The 19,050-nt window shown below is 57.4% G+C and carries 11 protein-coding genes and 4 pseudogenes; 3 read left to right on the top strand and 12 right to left on the bottom strand.

What is annotated here, in order from left to right:
- Positions 1-104 precede the first annotated feature (104 nt).
- Both glnH and ispB read right to left on the bottom strand, forming a co-directional pair.
- Complete coding sequence (glnH, locus tag TKWG_RS04820; protein WP_014749749.1) at positions 105-866, bottom strand: glutamine ABC transporter substrate-binding protein GlnH; 762 nt, start codon at positions 864-866, stop codon at positions 105-107.
- Positions 867-1,067: 201 nt separating this feature from the next.
- A complete protein-coding gene (gene ispB, locus TKWG_RS04815) occupies positions 1,068-2,033 on the bottom strand; it encodes an octaprenyl diphosphate synthase (protein WP_014749748.1) in 966 nt (321 codons plus the stop codon).
- Between the two features lie 140 nt (positions 2,034-2,173).
- Here ispB and TKWG_RS04810 point away from each other — a divergent pair, with 140 nt between their 5' ends.
- On the top strand, positions 2,174-3,094 hold the full coding sequence (locus TKWG_RS04810; protein WP_014749747.1) for an ATP-binding protein: 921 nt from the start codon (positions 2,174-2,176) through the stop codon (positions 3,092-3,094).
- Positions 3,091-4,064, top strand: a pseudogene (locus tag TKWG_RS04805) (Nudix family hydrolase). The gene TKWG_RS04810 and the pseudogene TKWG_RS04805 overlap by 4 nt, the downstream one beginning before the upstream one ends.
- 221 nt (positions 4,065-4,285) lie before the next feature.
- On the opposite strand, the gene epsC reads toward TKWG_RS04805, so the two are convergent.
- The 8 genes and pseudogenes from epsC to TKWG_RS04765 all read right to left on the bottom strand — a co-directional run bounded on the left by epsC (position 4,286) and on the right by TKWG_RS04765 (position 16,780).
- Complete coding sequence (gene epsC, locus TKWG_RS04800; protein WP_014749746.1) at positions 4,286-5,245, bottom strand: serine O-acetyltransferase EpsC; 960 nt, start codon at positions 5,243-5,245, stop codon at positions 4,286-4,288.
- A 252-nt stretch (positions 5,246-5,497) separates the two neighbouring features.
- Positions 5,498-6,775 (bottom strand): efflux transporter outer membrane subunit, encoded by a 1,278-nt coding sequence (locus TKWG_RS04795; protein ID WP_014749745.1) that lies wholly within the window; start codon positions 6,773-6,775, stop codon positions 5,498-5,500.
- Positions 6,776-6,959: 184 nt separating this feature from the next.
- A pseudogene (locus TKWG_RS04790) lies at positions 6,960-10,084 on the bottom strand (efflux RND transporter permease subunit).
- Positions 10,081-13,172 (bottom strand): annotated as a pseudogene (locus TKWG_RS04785) (multidrug efflux RND transporter permease subunit). Before TKWG_RS04785 ends, TKWG_RS04790 begins: the two co-directional pseudogenes overlap by 4 nt.
- The gene (locus tag TKWG_RS04780; protein WP_014749738.1) at positions 13,169-14,389 is read right to left on the bottom strand and encodes an MdtA/MuxA family multidrug efflux RND transporter periplasmic adaptor subunit; all 1,221 of its coding nucleotides are present in this window, start codon (positions 14,387-14,389) and stop codon (positions 13,169-13,171) included. The pseudogene TKWG_RS04785 and the gene TKWG_RS04780 overlap by 4 nt, the downstream one beginning before the upstream one ends.
- 153 nt (positions 14,390-14,542) lie before the next feature.
- The gene (gene zapD / locus TKWG_RS04775) at positions 14,543-15,298 is read right to left on the bottom strand and encodes a cell division protein ZapD (RefSeq protein WP_014749737.1); all 756 of its coding nucleotides are present in this window, start codon (positions 15,296-15,298) and stop codon (positions 14,543-14,545) included.
- Positions 15,299-15,434: 136 nt separating this feature from the next.
- Positions 15,435-16,060, bottom strand: a pseudogene (gene coaE, locus TKWG_RS04770) (dephospho-CoA kinase).
- A 42-nt stretch (positions 16,061-16,102) separates the two neighbouring features.
- Positions 16,103-16,780: a prepilin peptidase gene (locus TKWG_RS04765; protein WP_014749735.1), complete on the bottom strand. Its 678-nt coding sequence runs from the start codon at positions 16,778-16,780 to the stop codon at positions 16,103-16,105.
- Positions 16,781-17,162: 382 nt separating this feature from the next.
- Here TKWG_RS04765 and TKWG_RS04760 point away from each other — a divergent pair, with 382 nt between their 5' ends.
- Positions 17,163-17,801, top strand: coding sequence for a hypothetical protein (locus TKWG_RS04760; RefSeq protein ID WP_014749734.1), 639 nt, complete (start codon positions 17,163-17,165; stop codon positions 17,799-17,801).
- 54 nt (positions 17,802-17,855) lie between these two features.
- Here the strand turns inward: TKWG_RS04760 and TKWG_RS04755 are convergent, their stop codons facing one another.
- On the bottom strand, positions 17,856-18,113 hold the full coding sequence (locus TKWG_RS04755; RefSeq protein WP_014749733.1) for a response regulator transcription factor: 258 nt from the start codon (positions 18,111-18,113) through the stop codon (positions 17,856-17,858).
- 81 nt (positions 18,114-18,194) lie between these two features.
- Positions 18,195-19,049: a pantoate--beta-alanine ligase gene (gene panC, locus TKWG_RS04750; RefSeq protein WP_014749732.1), complete on the bottom strand. Its 855-nt coding sequence runs from the start codon at positions 19,047-19,049 to the stop codon at positions 18,195-18,197.
- Between the last annotated feature and the right edge of the window lies 1 nt (position 19,050).

The raw sequence follows: 19,050 nt of genomic DNA, 5'->3' as shown, positions 1-19,050 counted from the left end.
AAGCAAAATCCGGTGACTGTATCCGCATGGAGACAATCACCGGATCGCTATTTCCGGCGATGCAGCACCCACGATGTATGGTCATACACGGGGAGCGCAGGCAATTACTTCACCGCCTGACCAAACCATTTGGTATAGATTTTGTCGTATTCGCCATTTTCTTTCAGTTTCTTAAGTGACGCGTTAACTTTCTCGATCAGGTCGCTGCCCTTGGGAAAAGCAATGCCATAGAAGTCGCCGCTTTGTACGGAGCCGGTTACCACGACTTTGCCCTTGCCGCCGGTATTGGCGTAATACTGTACATTGGGGGTATCGTGCACGACCGCATCGACACGGCCGGTGGCCAGATCAAGAAATGCGTTGTCGATATTGGGGAACAGTTTGACCTTGGCATCCGGCACTTCCTTTTTCAGGAAATCGACCGTCGCGGTTCCCGTTTTTGCCGCCACGTCCTTGCCGGCCAGATCCTTGGCTGTCTTGATCGTGTCCTTGTTCTTGACCGATGTCAGGATGGCAATACCGCTCTCGTAATAAGGATCAGAGAAATCGATGACCTTTTTGCGCTCATCCTTGATGGTGATGCCCGCGAGCGCCACGTCTATATTCTTGGTCTGCAGACCGGGAATGATGCCATTAAAATCCATGGGCTGCAGGCGGTATTTGACGCCCATGTCCTTGGCCAGCGCGTCCCACAATTCAACGTCAAAACCCACATATTTGCCGTCCTGCTTGAATTCGAAGGGCACAAAAGCGGTATCGGTGGCAACCACAAGCTCTTTGTCCTGTGCTTGGGCAACGGTAGTTACCGGCACAGCCAACGTGATGGCAAATCCCAGTAAGGCTGCTTTCAGTTTGCTCTTGATCATCTTGAACCTCAAAAAAATTATTTTTAAATTCAGGCCGTACGCCGCTGCGCTGGCCGTGAACACGGTTTTACCAGACAACTATAACCCAATTTTTTATCAGGCGCGCGCAGGCAGATTCGCGACTCAGGTAAACCCTGAGCGGCAGAATCAAGACCAATAAGCAGAATGGAGCTACCGATGCGCGGATGGCATCGGCCCGGATCAACGGTCGCGTTCGGTAGCGAATGTACAAAACGCCAGCAACGATTCGCGGAATTCGGAATCAGGGAACGCCTGCAGCGCAGCGCGGGCTCGTTCAGCCTCTTCGCGGGCCACCTGCCGGGTGTACTCCAGGGCATCGGTGTCGTTGATGGCGCGGGCCACCTCGGCAAAATCGGCCTCGCCGGTTTCAATCGCCTTGTGGATGAGGGAACGCTGCTGCGGCGTTCCCACCTGCATAACGCGGATCAGCGGCAGTGTCGGTTTGCCCTCGCGCAGATCATCACCGACGTTTTTACCCAGCGATTCGACGTCGCCAGTGTAATCGAGCACGTCGTCAATCAACTGAAACGCCGTGCCCACGTAGCGACCATAGTCGGCCGCCGCAGTTTCCTGCGCCGGCGTGGCCCCGGCCAGCAAGGCGCCGGTCTGCATGGCGGCCTCAAAAAGCTTGGCCGTTTTGTAGCGGATAACCTGGAGGTAGCGTTCGACAGAGACGTCCGGGTCGTGCACGTTGAGCAACTGCAGTACTTCGCCTTCGGCGATCACGGTGGTTGCGGCGGATAGCACTTGCATGATTCGCATGGAATCGAGCTCGACCATCATTTCGAATGACCGGGAATACAGATAGTCGCCCACCAGCACGCTGGCGGCATTGCCGAATACGGCGTTGGCCGTATCGCGGCCGCGGCGCAGATCGGACTCATCAACGACATCATCATGCAGTAGCGTGGACGTGTGGATAAACTCTACCACCGCAGCCAGCGTGTGGTGAGCCAGCCCCTGATAGCCAAAGGCACGGGCTGCCATGAGCACCAATGCAGGTCGCATGCGTTTGCCGCCTGCCCCGATGATATATTCACCGATGGTGCGGATAAGAACAACGTCAGAGTCGAGTTTCTTGCGGATTACGCCATCCACGGCGCGCATATCATCGTTGATGGGACGGATAATCTCTGGGAGGTTCAAGGCAGATCCTGAAGCAGAAAAGGGAATTAACTCACGGCAAGCTGTGATTATATTCCAGCCCGCAACAAGAAACAGACAAAGGCCTTTTTTTGATGATAATGTATGCATTTTGACCGCTATTGACCACATAGGACCCGCAAGTGAGCAGCCCCGATTCCCGTCCCGACCTCTCCTCCCTGATCGAACGTGCCGACCAGGTCCTGCGCCAGCTGGCCGCCTGGCTGCCGCCGGCGCCCCCGCCGATAGACTGGAGCGCCCACGCTTTTCGCTGGCGACGCAAGGGATCAACCGGCTGGCTTGAAGCGGTCAAGCATATTTCCACTATCCATAAGGATGACCTGCTGCATATCGAACGCCAGCGGGACACCATTGATCGCAATACGCGTCATTTTCTGCAGCAGAAACCGGCCAATAATGTGCTGATGACCGGCGCCCGCGGCACCGGCAAAAGTTCTCTGGTCAAGGCCATGCTGGCCGAATACGCGCCGCAGGGCCTGCGTCTGGTGGAAATGGACAAATCCGACCTGGCCGACCTGACCGATCTGGTCGATATTGTTGCCGGCCGACCGGAAAGATTCATCATTTTCTGTGACGACCTGTCGTTCGAAGAAGGGGAAGCCGGCTACAAGGCCCTCAAATCAGTGCTGGATGGCTCCATTGCCTCGGCGGGCGATAATGTGCTCATTTATGCAACATCCAACCGCCGGCATCTGATGCCTGAGTATATGAACGAAAACCTGTCCACCAAACACCAGTCCGACGGAGAAATCCACCCCGGTGAAACCGTGGAGGAAAAGATTTCGCTGTCCGAGCGCTTTGGTATCTGGCTGTCGTTCTACCCGTTCCGCCAGGATGACTACCTGGATATTGTCGCGCACTGGCTGCGCGAATTGGGCTGCCCGCCTGAGTCGATCGCTGCAAGCCGGACCGAGGCCCTGCAATGGACACTGGAGCGCGGCTCGCGCTCCGGCCGTGTGGCCCGGCATTTTGCCCGCGACTGGGCGGCCAGACAGATGACTGCAGCAGCCGACGCGCAGGCTGACAGCGGAGCCGCCCAATGAACGCGACAAAACCGTATATCAAAGTCGTGGTAGGCGTTATCCTGAATGAGCAAACCGGAGAAATCCTGCTGGGCCAGCGCCCCAAAGGCAAGCCCTGGGAAGACTGGTGGGAGTTTCCCGGAGGCAAAATCGAAGACGGTGAATCCCAGAAGCAGGCGCTGGTGCGCGAACTCAAGGAAGAACTCGGTATAGACGTGCATGCCTGCACGCCATGGGTCACATTTACCTATGAATACCCGAAAACCATTGTCAATCTGGCCTTCTGGCGGGTGACCGGCTGGGAAGGCACGCCCAGATCGCTGGAAGAGCAGCAACTGGCCTGGACGACACCCGCAGATGCGGGCAAGCTGGGCGAGTTGCTGCCGGCCTCCCTGCCCCGCTGCGCTGGCTGGCCCTGCCGGAACACTATGCCATTTCGAATATTCAAACGCCTGAGAATGGCCAAGCATGGCTGGCCGGCTTGCAACAGCAACTGGACAATGGCTTGCGGCTGGTGCAATTGCGTGAACCGGGCTGGCCCGACGGTCCGGCGGCAGCCAATCTGAAAGCCATCTTCGAACGCGCCATTGAGTGCTGTCATGCGGCCGGTGCCCGGGTGCTGGTCAACAGCGTGCATCCCAAAGCCTGGTGGAAGCTGGCAGACGGGGTGCAATTGAGAGCGCAGGACGCCCTGCTCGCAGAGGCCCGTCCACTGCCAGAGGAAAAGTATCTTGTCGGCGTCTCGGCACACAATACCGCCGATGCGCTGTATGCCCAGGTCCTGGGTGCAGATTTTGTGCTGCTGGGGCACGTACTGGAAACGCCGTCTCATCCGGATCAGCCACCGCTGGGCTGGGATGGTTTTGCCAGCATCGCAGGCGAAGCGGGCCTGCCGGTGTATGCCATCGGCGGTCAATCGGCAGCGACGCTGAACGTGGCGCGTGAACACGGTGCGCATGGCATTGCCGCCATTCGAGGCCTGGCCGGCTGATGGGCCGTAGCTGACCGGCTGACGGCCTCGTTGATGATCTACTCATGGGCGGATACGGATCCGCTCAATGATCAGCTAAAGAACCCGTAAAGTTTCGCCGGCCAACCATTGCCCTGTCCCCTTTGCCATGCAAGGCGCGCAACGCGCAGTAGCGGGAAATAAAAAAGCCTGTATGATTTTGTTCATACAGGCCTGGCACCGGCATTGAGCCGTGGTGCGATTTAATCACAGTTGCCGTTGAACAACGCTTCCTTGTTACTGGAGGATGCCTGACGCACGAAACAGCCCGGGGCCACATCATGCGTGAGCCATACGTTGCCGCCCACCACAGCACCCTTGCCAATGGTCACCCGACCCAACACCGTTGCGCCGGCATATATGACGACATCATCCTCAACAATCGGATGACGGGCAATACCCTTGCTCAGATCGCCGTTGCTGTCGGTTGGAAAACTCTTGGCGCCCAGGGTCACGTTCTGATACAGCCGCACCCGTTCGCCGATAATCGCGGTTTCCCCAATGACCACGCCGGTGCCATGATCAATAAAGAACCCGGCGCCAATTTGCGCCCCCGGGTGAATGTCAATGCCGGTCTGGCCATGCGCCAGCTCGGCGGCAATGCGCGCCACCAGCGGTACCCCTAGCGTATACAGGCAATGGGCCAGCCGATGGTAGACCATGGCCAGCACCCCGGGATAGCACAACAACACTTCATCCACACTCTTGGCGGCCGGGTCACCGGAATAGGCTGCATAGACATCGGTATCCAGCAAGCTGCGTACACCGGGCAACTTGCGTGCAAATTCCCGCACAATCCCGACTGCCTTCTCTTCCAGTTCTGCCGGATCAGTGACGTCGTTGCGATGCTGGTGACGCACTTCAAGCCGCACCTGGGTCAACAGTGTGTTCAGCGCAACGCCAATGGTGTGGCCGACATAGAAATCTTCATTTTCCTGCAATAAATCGTTCGGCCCCAGGCGCATCGGAAACAGCGCGCCGATGACCAGCTCCAATGCCCCGTTGATGGTATGCGGCGACGGCAGATGGCGTCCGCCCATTTCCTTCAGGCGGTTCTGGTCTGCGCGCCATTTGAAGCGTGCTTCGCGCAGCCCCATCACGATTTCATCAAGCGGGAAAGTCTGGGGATTGACCGAGGAAGACTCACATTTGTAAATTGGCATAGCAGTAGAACCTGTATGAAAGCTGCGATAAAACAGCAATAAGAATATAACTATTTTTACCACACAATTTAGATCGCGCCGGAAGAACCTTGTGGCATCAGGCATTTACGATCACATCATCAACCCTGACGATTTATCCGATAGGCCCGACATCGCCGGGTGCTGCCAACAGTCAGGCGCCGGTCGATGGCAGAAGCCGATCCTGGATTGCACCAGCGCGTCCCTGGCTGTCGTCGTGACGCCCGATTGCCTTTATGGCGCCGCGCTGGCCTGCAGCGCCTGTTTGTCCCAGCCCCCGCCAAGCGCGGCAATCAACTGCACGCTGGCCTGCAAGCGCTGGCTTTCCAGTTGCAGCGCAGTCTGCTCTGCCGAGTAGGCGGTTGACTGTACCTGCACGACGCTCAAATAATCGACCAGTCCGGCCAGATACTGGTTCTGAGTAATGGCCAGCGACTGGCGAGCGGCGGTGAGTGCGCGCATCTGTGCCGCCTGCTGTCGTTCCAGTACCCGCAGCGTACTGATGGCGTCTTCCACTTCCTGCAGTCCGGTCAGCACGGTTTGACGATAGGTTGCCACTTCGGCACGATAGGATGCCCTGGAGGCATCTACCGCCCCGGCGCGCGCCCCGCCATCGAGCACAGTCATGGCCAGCGCCGGGCCAAGCGACCAGAACTGCAATGGCGATGCCAGCCACTGCGCCAGTGTGGCCGTGGTATTGCCAACAGAACCACCCAAGGTCAGATCAGGAAACCAGGCCGCCTGGGCCACGCCAATCTGCGCGTTGGCTGCTGCCACCCGTCTTTCAGCGGCGACGATGTCGGGACGCCGCAATAGCAGCGTAGAGGGCACATCCACCGGAATCGAAGGAAAATTCACATCGTAGGCTTTCGCTTCGATGGCAAACGAAGCAGGCGGCTGACCGACCAGCACGGCAATGGCATGTTCCAGCACATTGCGATCCGCTTCAATGGCAATGGCCGAGGCGCGCGCACTCTCCAGTTGCGCCTGGGCGCTGACCACATCGGCACGGGCAGCCACACCCTGCTCGTAACGGTTCTGGTTAATCTGTACCGAGCGCTCGTAAGCGCGCACATTGGCCTGCAGCAGGCGCTTGCGTTCGTCGAGCATGCGCAGGGCAAAATACTGCTGAGCCAGGGTCGATTGCATGCTCAGACGCGCGGCAGCCACATCAGCCCTGCTGGCCTGCTCATCGCTGCTGCTGCTCTCATACTGCCGGCGCAGTTTGCCCCATAAATCAGCTTCCCATTGCAGGGATAAGGAGCCGTTCACCGAGTTGCCGATGCCGGTGGCTGATCTGGCCCGGTCGCCCGACAGACTAAAGCCGACCGTGGGAAAAAAGGACGAGCGTGACTGCGCAGTTGCTGCCACCGCCTGATCGTAACGCGCCACGGCCTGGGCCAGCGTCTGATTGGACACATTCAGGCGCCCGATCAATTCGTTGAGCAGTGGGTCCTGATAACGCTGCCACCAGCTATCGCTGGCTAGCGGTGCGCCCGGCCGGGCCTGCACCCATCCCTGGGCAGATTTGAAACTGCCCCGGTGTCCTGCTGCGGGACAACATAATCAGGGCCCACCGCACACGCAGCCAGCAAAAGCAGCGCCGCCGCCGCGGTGCCCAGGCGCAGCGATTTGAACAGAAGGCCCTCGACGTAGCTGATATTTTTCATAAAAAACAATTCAAAATTCACGATGGTTATTGGCCCCGATGCGGTGCGATATCACTGCCATCGGCAGGGGTGCTTTTGTTTTTGCGGCGTCGCTCAAAAGTATGACGCAACCGGTCAAGGTAAATATACACGACCGGTGTGGTAAACAGCGTGAGGATCTGGCTCAGGACGAGGCCTCCCACGATTGCGACACCCAGCGGTTGGCGCATTTCCACACCGGCGCCCGTGGCCAGAATCAACGGCAGTGCCCCGAACAGGCCGCCATGGTGGTCATCATAATGGGCCTGAAGCGGACAATGCAGGCGTCATAAATGGCCTCTTCCGGCGGGATGTTTTTTTTCGCGTTCCTGTGCCAGCGCGAAATCCACCATGATGATGGCGTTTTTCTTGACGATACCGATAAGCAGAAAAACGCCGATCAGGGCGATGACGGTAAATTCCATGTCGACCATCAACAAGGCCAGCAGCGCGCCCACGCCGGCAGACGGCAGGGTCGACAAAATGGTAAGCGGATGCATGTAGCTTTCGTACAGCATGCCCAGAATCAGATACATCACCACCAGCGCCCCCAGAATCAGCAGAGGCTGCCGGGACGACGATTCCTGAAATAGCTGTGCATTGCCGCCAAATCCGGCCTGAATCTCATTGGCCGGCAGGCCAATGCGCGCGACGGCATTTTCAATGGCGGCGCTGGCCTGTTCAAGCGACACGCCTTCGGCCAGTGAAAAAGATACGGAGTCCGAAGCCATCAGCCCTGATGAGACACCGATAGGGGCGAGGTGCCGATCTTGAACGAAGCAAAGGCCGACAGCGGCACCAGCTTGCCGTCCGACGCAATAATCTGCACGGTTTTGAGTACTTCGGGATCCTGGGCATATTTGACATCAATACCCATGACAACCTGGTATTGATTGAGCGCACTATAAATGGTGGAAACCTGGCGCTGACTGAACAAATTATTCAACACACCGGCAATCGTAGACATCTCCACATTCAGACGCGTCGCACTCTCGCGGTTGATGATCAATTCGACGCGCCGCCCTTTTTCCTCGGCTTCGGACTGGACATCCACCAGCTCGGGCAGCGTCGCCATGGCTTGCCGCACTTGCGGTACCCATTTGCGCAGCGTCTCCAGATCGCCCGACAATAGATCATACTGATACGATCCGGCTGAATCTCCGCCCCGGCCGGCGCGAATATCCTGTTGTGGCACCAGCGACAGCCTTGCCCCCGGGATTGTCGGCAAAGACTTTCTCATGTCATTGATAATCTCCGTGGCCGATTGTGTCCGCTCGGCGAACGGCTTGAGCTGAATCAGAAAGAAACTGCTGTTGCTGCCGCCGCGCCCGCCCGAATAACCCGAGACGGTGTCGACATTGGGGTTTTGTACAATCGCCTTGCGAAAGGCTTCCAGCTTGGGCACGGCAGCGGCAAAAGAAGTGCCCTGGTCCGCCCGGAAAAAACCCTGGATCATGCCGGTGTCCTGTTCAGGGAAGAACCCTTTGGGGACGGCAATATACAGATAGACGTTCAGGACCACGGTGGCCAGCAGTGTGAGCAAGGTCAGAAAGCGAAAGCGAATGGCAAAACGCAGCATGCGGCCGTAACCACTGACAAGCCGATCAAAAAACGCATCCCATATCCGCTGCACACGGCTCTTGCGACGCTTCGGCTCATGTCGCAGCAGTTGTGCGCACATCATGGGCGTGAGCGTGAGCGAAACAATCAGCGATATGCCGATGGCCACTGACAGCGTCATGGCGAACTCAAGAAACAGCCTGCCGATCAATCCGCCCATAAACAGCAGGGGTATAAATACCGCGACCAGTGACACACTCATGCTGACAACCGTGAACCCCACTTCGCGTGCGCCCAGCAGTGCGGCGCGCATGGGATGCATGCCACGCTCAATGTAACGCATGACATTTTCCAACACGACGATAGAGTCATCCACCACAAAACCGGTAGCCACAATCAGCGCCATCAGCGAAATCGTATTGAGCGAGTAACCCAGGAAATACATGACGATGAACGTGCCAAGCAGCGATATGGGTACCGAGATGGCGGGTATCAGGGTGGCGCGGATCCTTTGCAGAAACAGCATGACCACCACGATCACCAGCAACACCGCAATCACCAGGGTAAGCTCGGCTTCGTGCAGCGCGGCCCGAATACTGGGGGTGCGATCCTGCGCCACATCCAGTCTGACCTGCGGCGGTAGTAGCTCGGCAAGGTCCGGCAGCATCTCTTTGACCGAGTCAACCGTCTGGATGATATTGGCATCGGCCTGACGGCGCACCAGTAGTACCACCGCCTGCTCGGTATTGTAAAACCCCCTGTTGTACAGACTCTCGGTCGAATCGTAGACATGGGCAACATCGCGCAGACGGACAGCGCTGCCGTTATTCCAGGCCACAATCAGGTTTTCAAAATCCCGGGCATAGCGCAATTGCCCATTGGTCGCCAGTTGCCACTGGTATTCGTTATTGTCCAGAAACCCCTTGGGCCGGACTGAATTGGTTGCAGCCAGCGCGTTGCGCACGGTATCCAGCGACACGCCCATGTTGTTGAGCATATTTGGGTTCAAATCCACGCGTACGGCCGGCAGGGAGCTGCCCCCTACGGTGACCTCCCCCACCCCGCGCACCTGCGCCAGTTTTTGCGCCAGGATCGTGGAAGCCAGGTCATATAATTCGCCCTGGCCAAGCAGGTCCGAAGTCAGGGCCAGCACCATGACCGGTGTCGAGGACGGGTTCACATTACGGTAAGTGGGCGGCTGCTTCATGCTGCTGGGCAGCAGCGGCCGGGCCGCGTTGATGGCCGCCTGAACCTCGCGGGCAGCCGTGTGCACGTCCTTGTCCAGGTCGAATATCATGAAAATGGAGGTGGACCCCTCCGAACTGCTGGACTGCATCAGGTCTATGCCGGCAATATTGCCCAGCGAGCGTTCCAGCGGCGTGGCCACGCTGGAGGCCATGGTTTCCGGACTGGCACCCGATAATGACGCGCGCACCACAATCACCGGCGAGTCCAGCGTAGGCAAGGGTGAGACCGGCATCAGGAAAAAGGCGACCATACCCATCACCGCAACCGCCAGCGCCAGGAGTGACGTTGCTACCGGCCTAAGGATGAACGGGCGGGACAAACTCATATTTCTGCCTGCGCTGCCACATCAGATGGCTTGGGTTTTTTAACCAGCCGATCAAACATGAGGTAAATGACCGGAGTAGTAAACAGGGTCAGCAACTGGCTGCAGATCAGCCCCCCACCATGGTCAGCCCCAGCGGCTGCCGCAATTCGGCGCCGGTACCCGTAGAGAACATCAGTGGAATCGCGCCGAACAGCGCCGCCAGCGTGGTCATCAGGATCGGTCGAAAGCGCAGCAACGCGGCCTGATGAATCGCCTTGACTGGCGGCAAGCCCTGGTGGCGCTCGGCATCCAACGCAAAGTCGATCATCATGATGGCATTCTTCTTGACGATACCGATCAGCAGAATAATCCCGATAATGCCGATCATGTCCAGCTCGTTGCCCGAGAGCATGAGCGCCAGCAGCGCCCCTACTGCAGCCGAGGGAAGCGTTGACAGAATGGTCACCGGATGGATATAGCTTTCGTAAAGTACGCCGAGCACAATATACATGGTGAAGATCGCTGCCAGCAGCAGCCAGAGCGTACTGGACAGTGAAGATTCAAACGCCTGCGCCGCCCCCTGGAAACGCATTTCCACGGTCGGCGGCAAAGCGATATCAGCCTTGATCTGGTTAACGCGCTGCACCGCTTCCGACAGCGACGCCCCCGGCGCAAGGTTGAAAGACACCAGCGCGGAGGGGAACTGATCGACCCGCATGATCTCCAGCAACTCCTGACCGAGCACGATCTGCGCCAGTTGCGTCAGGGCAATCGGCGCGCCGTCGGCGGTCTTGATATACACGTGTTCAAGGTCTGCAGGATTATCGCGGAAATGTTCGGCGACTTCCATCACCACCCGGTATTGCGCAGACTGGGTAAAGATCGTGGAAACCAGGCGCTGACCAAAGGCGTTGTACAGGGCATCATCAATCTGCGTCATGGTAATGCCATAGCGCGCCGCGGCATCCCGGTCCACTTTGACCAGGGTCTGCAGGCCATTGAACTGAAAATTGTCCGTCACGCCGGCCAGGGTCTTGTCGGCCGCCAGATGTTCAACGAATACAGGAACCCATTCGCGCAACTGCTCGGCATCCAGGCTGGACAGACTCAATTGGTATTGCGTGCGCGACACCCTGGCATCAATGGTCAGGTCCTGTGAGGACTGCAGATATACTTTCATGCCCTGGACCGTCGACGCCCGTTCTTGCAGCCGTTGCATTACCTCTGTGATATTTTCACGATAGGCGGTGGGCTTGAGTTCAACCTGCATCCGTCCGGTATTAAGGGTGGCGTTAGAGCCATCCACACCGATGAACGACGACACCGAAGCGATCGCCGGATCGGCCTTGATTGCCCGGGCAATCTGCACCTGGCGCTCGGACATCATTTTGAAGGAGGTCGATTGCGGCGCTTCGGTAATGATCTGAATCATGCCGGTATCCTGCTGAGGAAAGAACCCCTTGGGTATCCACAGATACAGCAGGACCGTTAGCACAAAAGTAGCCAGCGCCACCAGCAGCGTCAGCGTCTGGTGCCGCAGCACCACGGTGAGCATGCGATCGTAGCCATGAATAATACGGTCAATGGCCTGACCCATTGTGCGATGCATGCGATTGCCCTCGTACGCCGACTCGGGCTTGAGCATGCGGGCGCACATCATCGGCGTCAGCGTCAGAGATATGATAAGTGAAATAATAATGGCGGTGGCCAGCGTAATGGCAAATTCGCTGAACAGCCGGCCGATCACATCGCCCATGAAAAGCAACGGAATCAGCACGGCAATCAGCGAGACGGTCAGCGATATCAGGGTAAAGCCGATCTCAGCAGCCCCCTTGAGCGCCGCCTGCATGGGGGTTTCGCCATCCTCAATGTGACGGGCGATATTCTCGATCATGACAATGGCATCATCCACCACGAAGCCGGTGGCAATGGTCAGCGCCATCAACGTCAGATTGTTCAGGCTGAAGCCCAGCAGATACATGACCCCGAAGGTGCCGATAATGGACAACGGCACCACAATAGAAGGAATCACGGTGGCGCTGAAACTGCGCAAAAAAGCATAGGTCACCACGATCACCAGCAGGATCGCCATCAGCATTTCATTTTGTACGTGGCTGATGGACTCACGAATGGTCTCGGTGCGATCAGCCACCATATCCACCTGCAGCGAGGCCGGCAACGCCTGGCGCAACTGCGGTAAAATTTTCTTCACATTGTCAACGACATCAATCACATTGGCGCCGGGTTGACGCTGGATATTGAGCAAAATGGCAGGTTCATCGTTAAGCCACGCGGCCTGCCGCACATCCTCGGCCGACTCGATCGTATTGGCCACATCCTTCAGGCGCAAGGGTGCGCCGTTGTTATAGGCAAGGATCAGGTTGTTGTATTCGGCAGCGGTTTTAACCTGGCTATTGGCGTAAATGGTCGTGCCCCGGCGCGGACCATCAATGTTGCCGGTGGGCTGGTTAACATTAGCCGCGGTAATGGCGCTGCGTACATCGCTTAAGGCCAGGCCGTTGGCGGCCAGGGCCGTGGGGTTCACCTGGATGCGCAATGCCGGCCGCTGCCCGCCTGCGATACTGACCAGCCCAACGCCCGATATCTGCGACAGTTTCTGCGCCATGCGGGTCTCGACCAGATCGCGTGCCTCATGCAAGGGCATGTTTTCCGACGAGATGGCCAGCGTGACTACGGGCCGGTCTGCCGGGTTGACCTTGTTGTACACCGGTGGCATAGGCATATCCGAAGGCAGCAGGTTCGATGCGGCGTTGATCGCCGCCTGCACTTCCTGTTCGGCCACGCTCATTTGCACATCCAGCCCGAATTGCAGTGTAACCACCGAGGCGCCGCCCGAGCTGGACGACGTCATCTGCAACAACCCTGGCATCTGGCCAAACTGGCGCTCCAGCGGCGAGGTCACCAGCGAAGCCATGGTGTCCGGCCCGGCGCCCGGATACAAAGACACAACCTGAATAGTCGGATAGTCGACCTCAGGCAGGGCAGAGACTGGCAGCAGACGATAGGCCACCAGTCCGCTCAGAAATATGGCAATCATCGCCAGCGTTGTCGCCACCGGCTTCAGGATGAACGTGCGCGAGATGTTCACTTGACGATCTCGACTTTGGCCCCGTTGCGGAGGCGATCTACACCTTCGGAAACCACCTGCTCGCCTTCGGTCAAGCCCTTGATAATCTGGGTATAGCCGCTATCGACAACGCCCAGTTCGATCTGGCGGGTCTCTACCGTATTGTCTTTTTTCACTACATATACATAAGGGCCACGCGAACTGTTCTGAATGGCATCGGACATAACCACCAACGCATCGGACACCTCGCGCACCTTCAATTCCGTATTCACAAACTGGTTTGGGAACAGCGTTTCGTCTTCATTGGCGAAGGTGGCCTTGAGCCTGACCGTGCCGGTTGTCGTATCCACTGCGTTATCCATGGAGGCAAGTTCGCCTTCGGCCAGTTGCACCTTGTTATCTCGATCACGCAAAATGACCTTGAGCTTCTCGCCTTTGTAGAGCGGGCCGGCCACATCAGGCAACCAGGACTCCGGGATGGAAAACACCACCGCAATGGGCTGGACCTGGGTAATCGTGACGATGCCATCAGTGGATCCCGCAGACACCAGGTTGCCCACATCTACTGTACGCAGGCCCAGACGACCACTGATGGGCGCGCGCACTTTGGTATAGGTCAGCGATAAACGGGCATCATCCACGGCAGCTTTATAGTTTTGCGCCTGTCCCTCATACTGACGCACCAGAGACTGCTGCGTATCGACCTGCTGGCGGGCTATCGAATCCTGTTTGAACAGGGTCTGATAGCGTTGCAGATCCCGTTTGGCATTGGCAAGCAGCGCGGCATTCTGCGCCTGCGTGCCCAGCGCCTGCTGCAGCGCCACTTCGAACGAGCGCGGATCTATCTGCACCAGCAGATCGCCTTCTTTGACCTTCTGGCCTTCGGTAAAGAGAATTTTCTGAATCGGGCCGTCCACCCGGCTGCGCACCGTCACTGTATTGAATGCAGTGACCGTTCCCAGGCCGCTGACACTGACGGTCAGCGCTTTTTTCATGGCTGGAACAACGCTGACCGGTGTGGCGACGCCTGCTGGGCCGTTGCGCCCACCTCTTGTCCCGCCACGCGCACCCTGTGCCGGTGTCGCTGTCGCCGACGCGCGCCCAGCCGCTGCTTTGTCTGCCGATTCCTGAGTGGTGCTGCGCTGCCAATAGTAATAGCCGCCACCAGCAAGCAAGAAGATAATAATCAGGAGCAGCAGTTTACGGGACTTTCTATGGGTGCTTGTGGGAGCCGACATGGGTGTGACAACGCTTCTTATTCATGAAGCCCCTATTTTTACCTATTTACCTTTGCAGGACATCTCTTTTGCCGGCACCTGTAATAAATCGCAACAGACCAGTTGTAACAGAAAGGGGCATGCAATCACGTCCTGGCGCGGCAACCGCCGCATTCAAACATTGCAGAACGACATTTTGAATGCCGTCGGCGTTGTGATCAGTTGCGTTTTGTATTGATTGTCCAATTCGGAAAACCGCACCCATACCACATATTTGTTGGCGCTGATTTCCGGATAGATCAGACGTTCGCCCGATACCCAAACGCGCACCATCTGATAAATCTTACCGCCAAGCATTTCCTGAAATACGCCACCTTCCTGCGTGCTGGCATCGACCGGACTACCCGATTCACGCAGCATTTTCAGAACGACGCTGACGCCGTCAAACAGCGGCATAAAGGGCTCGACCCATTGGGTGATTGCACGCTGGCGATTTTCTTCGGCCGACAATTGCCAGGCATGATAGGACGGAATATCGATCTGCGAAGTGCCGCCGGGCACTGCAAACCGGTTCTTCAGGCTCATGAGCCATTCGTTTTCACGCGCCGCCTGGCCAATGCGCCCCTTGCCCATGAGGGCGGCCGACACGCGATTCAAATCGGCAATGGCCGAATCGAGCGCATTCAGATCAATGTTCGGATGATGGCGGTAGTTTTCAAGGTTGGCTTTCTGCCGGTCAATATCCTGCAGGATGCCCGAGCGCACTTCCGCTCGATCGCAGGTATCCATAATTTCAAACAGCAAGGACAAAGCCACATGCTGATGCATGGGACTGGTACCACTGATAAATGCAAACAATCGCTTGAACAGATATTCAAGTCGCATCAGGGATCGGATACGCTCATTGATGGGATATTCGTATAAAACCAATTGACTGACCCTTTTGTTTTTTTGATATCACATTAAGCAGGCGCTACATGCCTGCTCACTGTTGCGGTGGATGAGGCGCTAGCGCATTCCTGGCGCAGCCGTGCTGCGGCGGCAGATGCCCACGCTTGCCGTCCTGCTATTGTGCATTCTGTTGCCCGATCAACTGCAGCCAGCTCTCGTGCACCTGCCGGACCCGCTCCTCGAGCATGACAAGTGTAATACCGATACCGTTGAAAATCACATCATCGGCTGCGGCCAGCCGTTGCTGGCGCGACGCCTGGGTACTCATGATTTCCGTGACGGCCTGTACCGAAAGACCACTGCGTGCCTGCACGCGCGCAATCTGTTCCGTTTCTTCACAGTCTACCACACAGATCCGGTCCATTATCGGGCGATATCTGGCCAGCGACTCAACCAGCAGCGGAATATCGTAGACCAGATAAAGGCCGGTAGCCGCCGCAGCCGCCGCCTGCATAGCCTGACCGATAAGCGGATGCAATATTTGTTCAAGCTGGCGGCGTTTATCAACATCCTGGAAAACCTGCTGGCGCATATAACTGCGATCCATCGCACCGTCCACCTGCACTGCCCTGCTCCCAAATGTCCGGGCGATGGCAGGCATGGCCTGGCCGCCGGGCTGAGTCAGGGATCGCGACAGTGCATCGGCGTCAATCACGCTGGCGCCCCAGGCAACCAGCAATTGCGCCACGGTGGATTTACCCGAGCCGATCCCCCTGTCAGACCTATCTTGTACAACGCCAACTCCCGTGAAAAACAAGGCCGGGCGCGCAGCGCCTGGCCTGATCATGCAATATGTGCTGCCGTTTTCTGCCCGCAGGCAGTCGCAGGACACATGCACCGCCAGCGCACCCAGAGCCAGACAGGGCCAAAAGCAATTGTCCGCAGGCGCGCACCGGTCATGCATCGTATCATCAGAATGTACACCAGTCCTGCGAAACTGGCCACAAATAACACGACAGGTAATTGATTGTAAGGAAACCAAATCGTCAGCACGGCAATCAGCTTAAGGTCGCCTGCAGCCAGTCCTGCTCTGCCACCACCGGCTTGAACGAACATGCAAAACAGGGCGACCATCGCCGCGCCGACAAAAGCCGGCAGCGCAAAATGCGGCGGCGGCATGTGCGGCAGGCCGGCCGCCAGTGCGAACAAGCCGACTACAAGCAGCACAACCAGCAAGTAATCGGGCAACAGGCGCATCTGTATATCGGCCAGGGTCAGCAACGCCAGCAGATAAAAGAACACCAGCCAGTGCTGTGTCTGGCCATGGACAAGCAGGTGCAGAAAAACCGGCACCGCGACGCCGACCATAAGCAGGCGCATGCACACAAAAGCCTTGTTGCCCGCCACAATACAGTCCGCCACGGCAGCACGGCCATAGCGCCAGCGCAAAATGGCGCACAGCAACGCATACGCAGGCCAAAGGCTAAGCGCCACCAGAACGCTGAACAGAAATTGATTCATACGGCAGTTGCGCCCGGTCGCTGTTCAAGAACAGCACAAGACTGCGATATGCAGGAGGCAGTTGCACCCAACGGGCCACCACCACAAGACTAGCGGCGATCCGCAGCGCACGATTAACCGAGTGTCGCCACCACGCACTTGCCCTGTTCGGATACGAGCGGGCTCAACAGGAGCGGTGACAACCTGGCCTGCTCCTTCATTCGTGATGGGGTCAGCCCCTTCGGAAATCCGATGGTTTGGTCCGAACCGGTGGCCTGGCCGGACATGGATAGCATCGTGGTAATATGCCGCTAGTTCGGTATCCGTCCAGCCCTGTGGTGGCGTCACCCTGGCTTTACCTCGAACCGGGCCTTCGGTCCCGTTTAATAGGAAAAAAACTGTCATGCCTTCTGTTCCATTCCGTTTTGCGCCGGCACTGCTGTCGGCTTCCCTTCTGGTCATGCTTGCAGGCTGCAGCAGCCCGTCGCAACAGGCAAGCGTCGATACCGCGGCAACTGAGCGCGAGGCAAGGCCAATACCTGCTTATAAACCTGCTTATAATGGCGGCGGACAGATCCAGATTCCCTTTGGCACTTCGGAGCCCACACAGGCCGAGCTTCGTGCCGAACGTCAGCGGCAGTCTACGACCCGGGGGCTGATTCCGGAAGGCAGAACCTATCTAGGCTCCATCCCCTGCGAAACGGCAACGTGTACAGTACAACGCGTCACCCTCACACTGCTGCCCGACGGCCGCTGGCGCCGGATATCGCAGCCACTGGTTCCCGCCGGTTCTGCGCGGACAGATGCCGGCTGCTGGCGATCAGAACCCGGCACACGCCCGTTAATTCACTTGTTACCGGCCAGCGGCAGTAGCAGCGGTGCCAATGTGGCTTCGTTCAGTATGCAAAGCCCCGCCGTGCTCAATGTACAGGCACTTGGGGCCAAAACCCTGACCAGACGCTATACACTCAACATACAGGCCGATACGGAATCGACCAGCGCATTGCAGAACGACACCTCGTTTTTCTGTCCGGCGCGATAATGACCCTGTTGTAACCGCCTGGCACAGGCCGTAAATGGCGTGTGCTCTCACGACTCAAACCTGATGATGGTCAGAAATATGTGGATTCAGGCGGGTAAATACCTGTCGCGCAAGCTCTGTGGCGTTGCGTACATTCATTTTGCGAAAAATTCGGGCCCGGTGCGCTTCTATGGTCCGTTGCGACACGCCCAGCTCGGCGGCCGCAACCTTATTCGGCAAGCCGCGGGTGATAAAAAAGAAAACCTCTTTTTCTCGCGGCGTCAGGCACTGTATGAGGACATCCAGCCCCGGCATGTTTTCCACTGTTCCCATCTTGATTCCTCGTATTGCTTGTGAAGAAGGGATAAATTATAGTGATCATGCCTGTGGCTCAGAACTATCAGTATTGACAGTCTATGGTTGATATGCGAATTCCAGGTTATCAATCAGGCGGGTTGCCCCCAGTTTGGCTGCGGTCAGTACGACCAGCGGCTCGTTGGCAATAATCTCCTGCTCCGACGGCGGGTTCAGATCGTGCTGGCGACGTACCGACACATAATCCACCTCCCATCCTCGGTCAGCCAGCCTTTTGCGACCGAATGCTTCCAGAGATTCCACAGAAGCATTGCCTGCCTGCAACTGGTCGCGCACCGCCTGCAGCGTCTGATACAGCACCGGCGCTTCAGCGCGTTCACTGTCAGACAGAAAACGATTGCGTGACGACAAGGCCAGCCCGCTGTCCTCACGTACGGTTTCATGGGCATAAATGGTGACTGGCAACTGGAACTGGCGGCACATTTTGCGCACAATCATCAATTGCTGGTAGTCTTTTTTACCGAATACGGCCACCTTGGGCTGCACACAGGAAAACAGCTTGAGCACGACGGTCGATACGCCGGTAAAAAAACCCGGGCGGAATTCGCCCTCCAGAATATTGCCCAGGCCGTCGGGTGGCTGCACCTTGAAGCTTTGCGGCTCCGGATACATTTCCTTGACCGCAGGCGCGAACAGGACATAGACATCCCGCCGCTCTTCCAGCTTGCGAATATCTTCTTCCAGGGTGCGCGGGTATTTGTCGAAATCTTCATTGGGCCCAAACTGCAGGGGATTGACAAAAATACTGGCCACAACCGGATCGCCATGCTGGCGGGCCATTTTCATCAGGGCCAGGTGACCCTCATGCAGATTTCCCATGGTAGGAACAAAAGAGGCGCGTAACTGGCCGCGCATCTGGTCTCTGAGTTCTTCAATGGTATGTACGACTTTCAAT

The organism is Advenella kashmirensis WT001 (genome assembly GCF_000219915.2).
In the GTDB taxonomy this organism is placed as follows: Bacteria; Pseudomonadota; Gammaproteobacteria; order Burkholderiales; family Burkholderiaceae_B; genus Advenella; species Advenella kashmirensis.
This window is presented reverse-complemented; position numbering and strand designations above follow the sequence as displayed.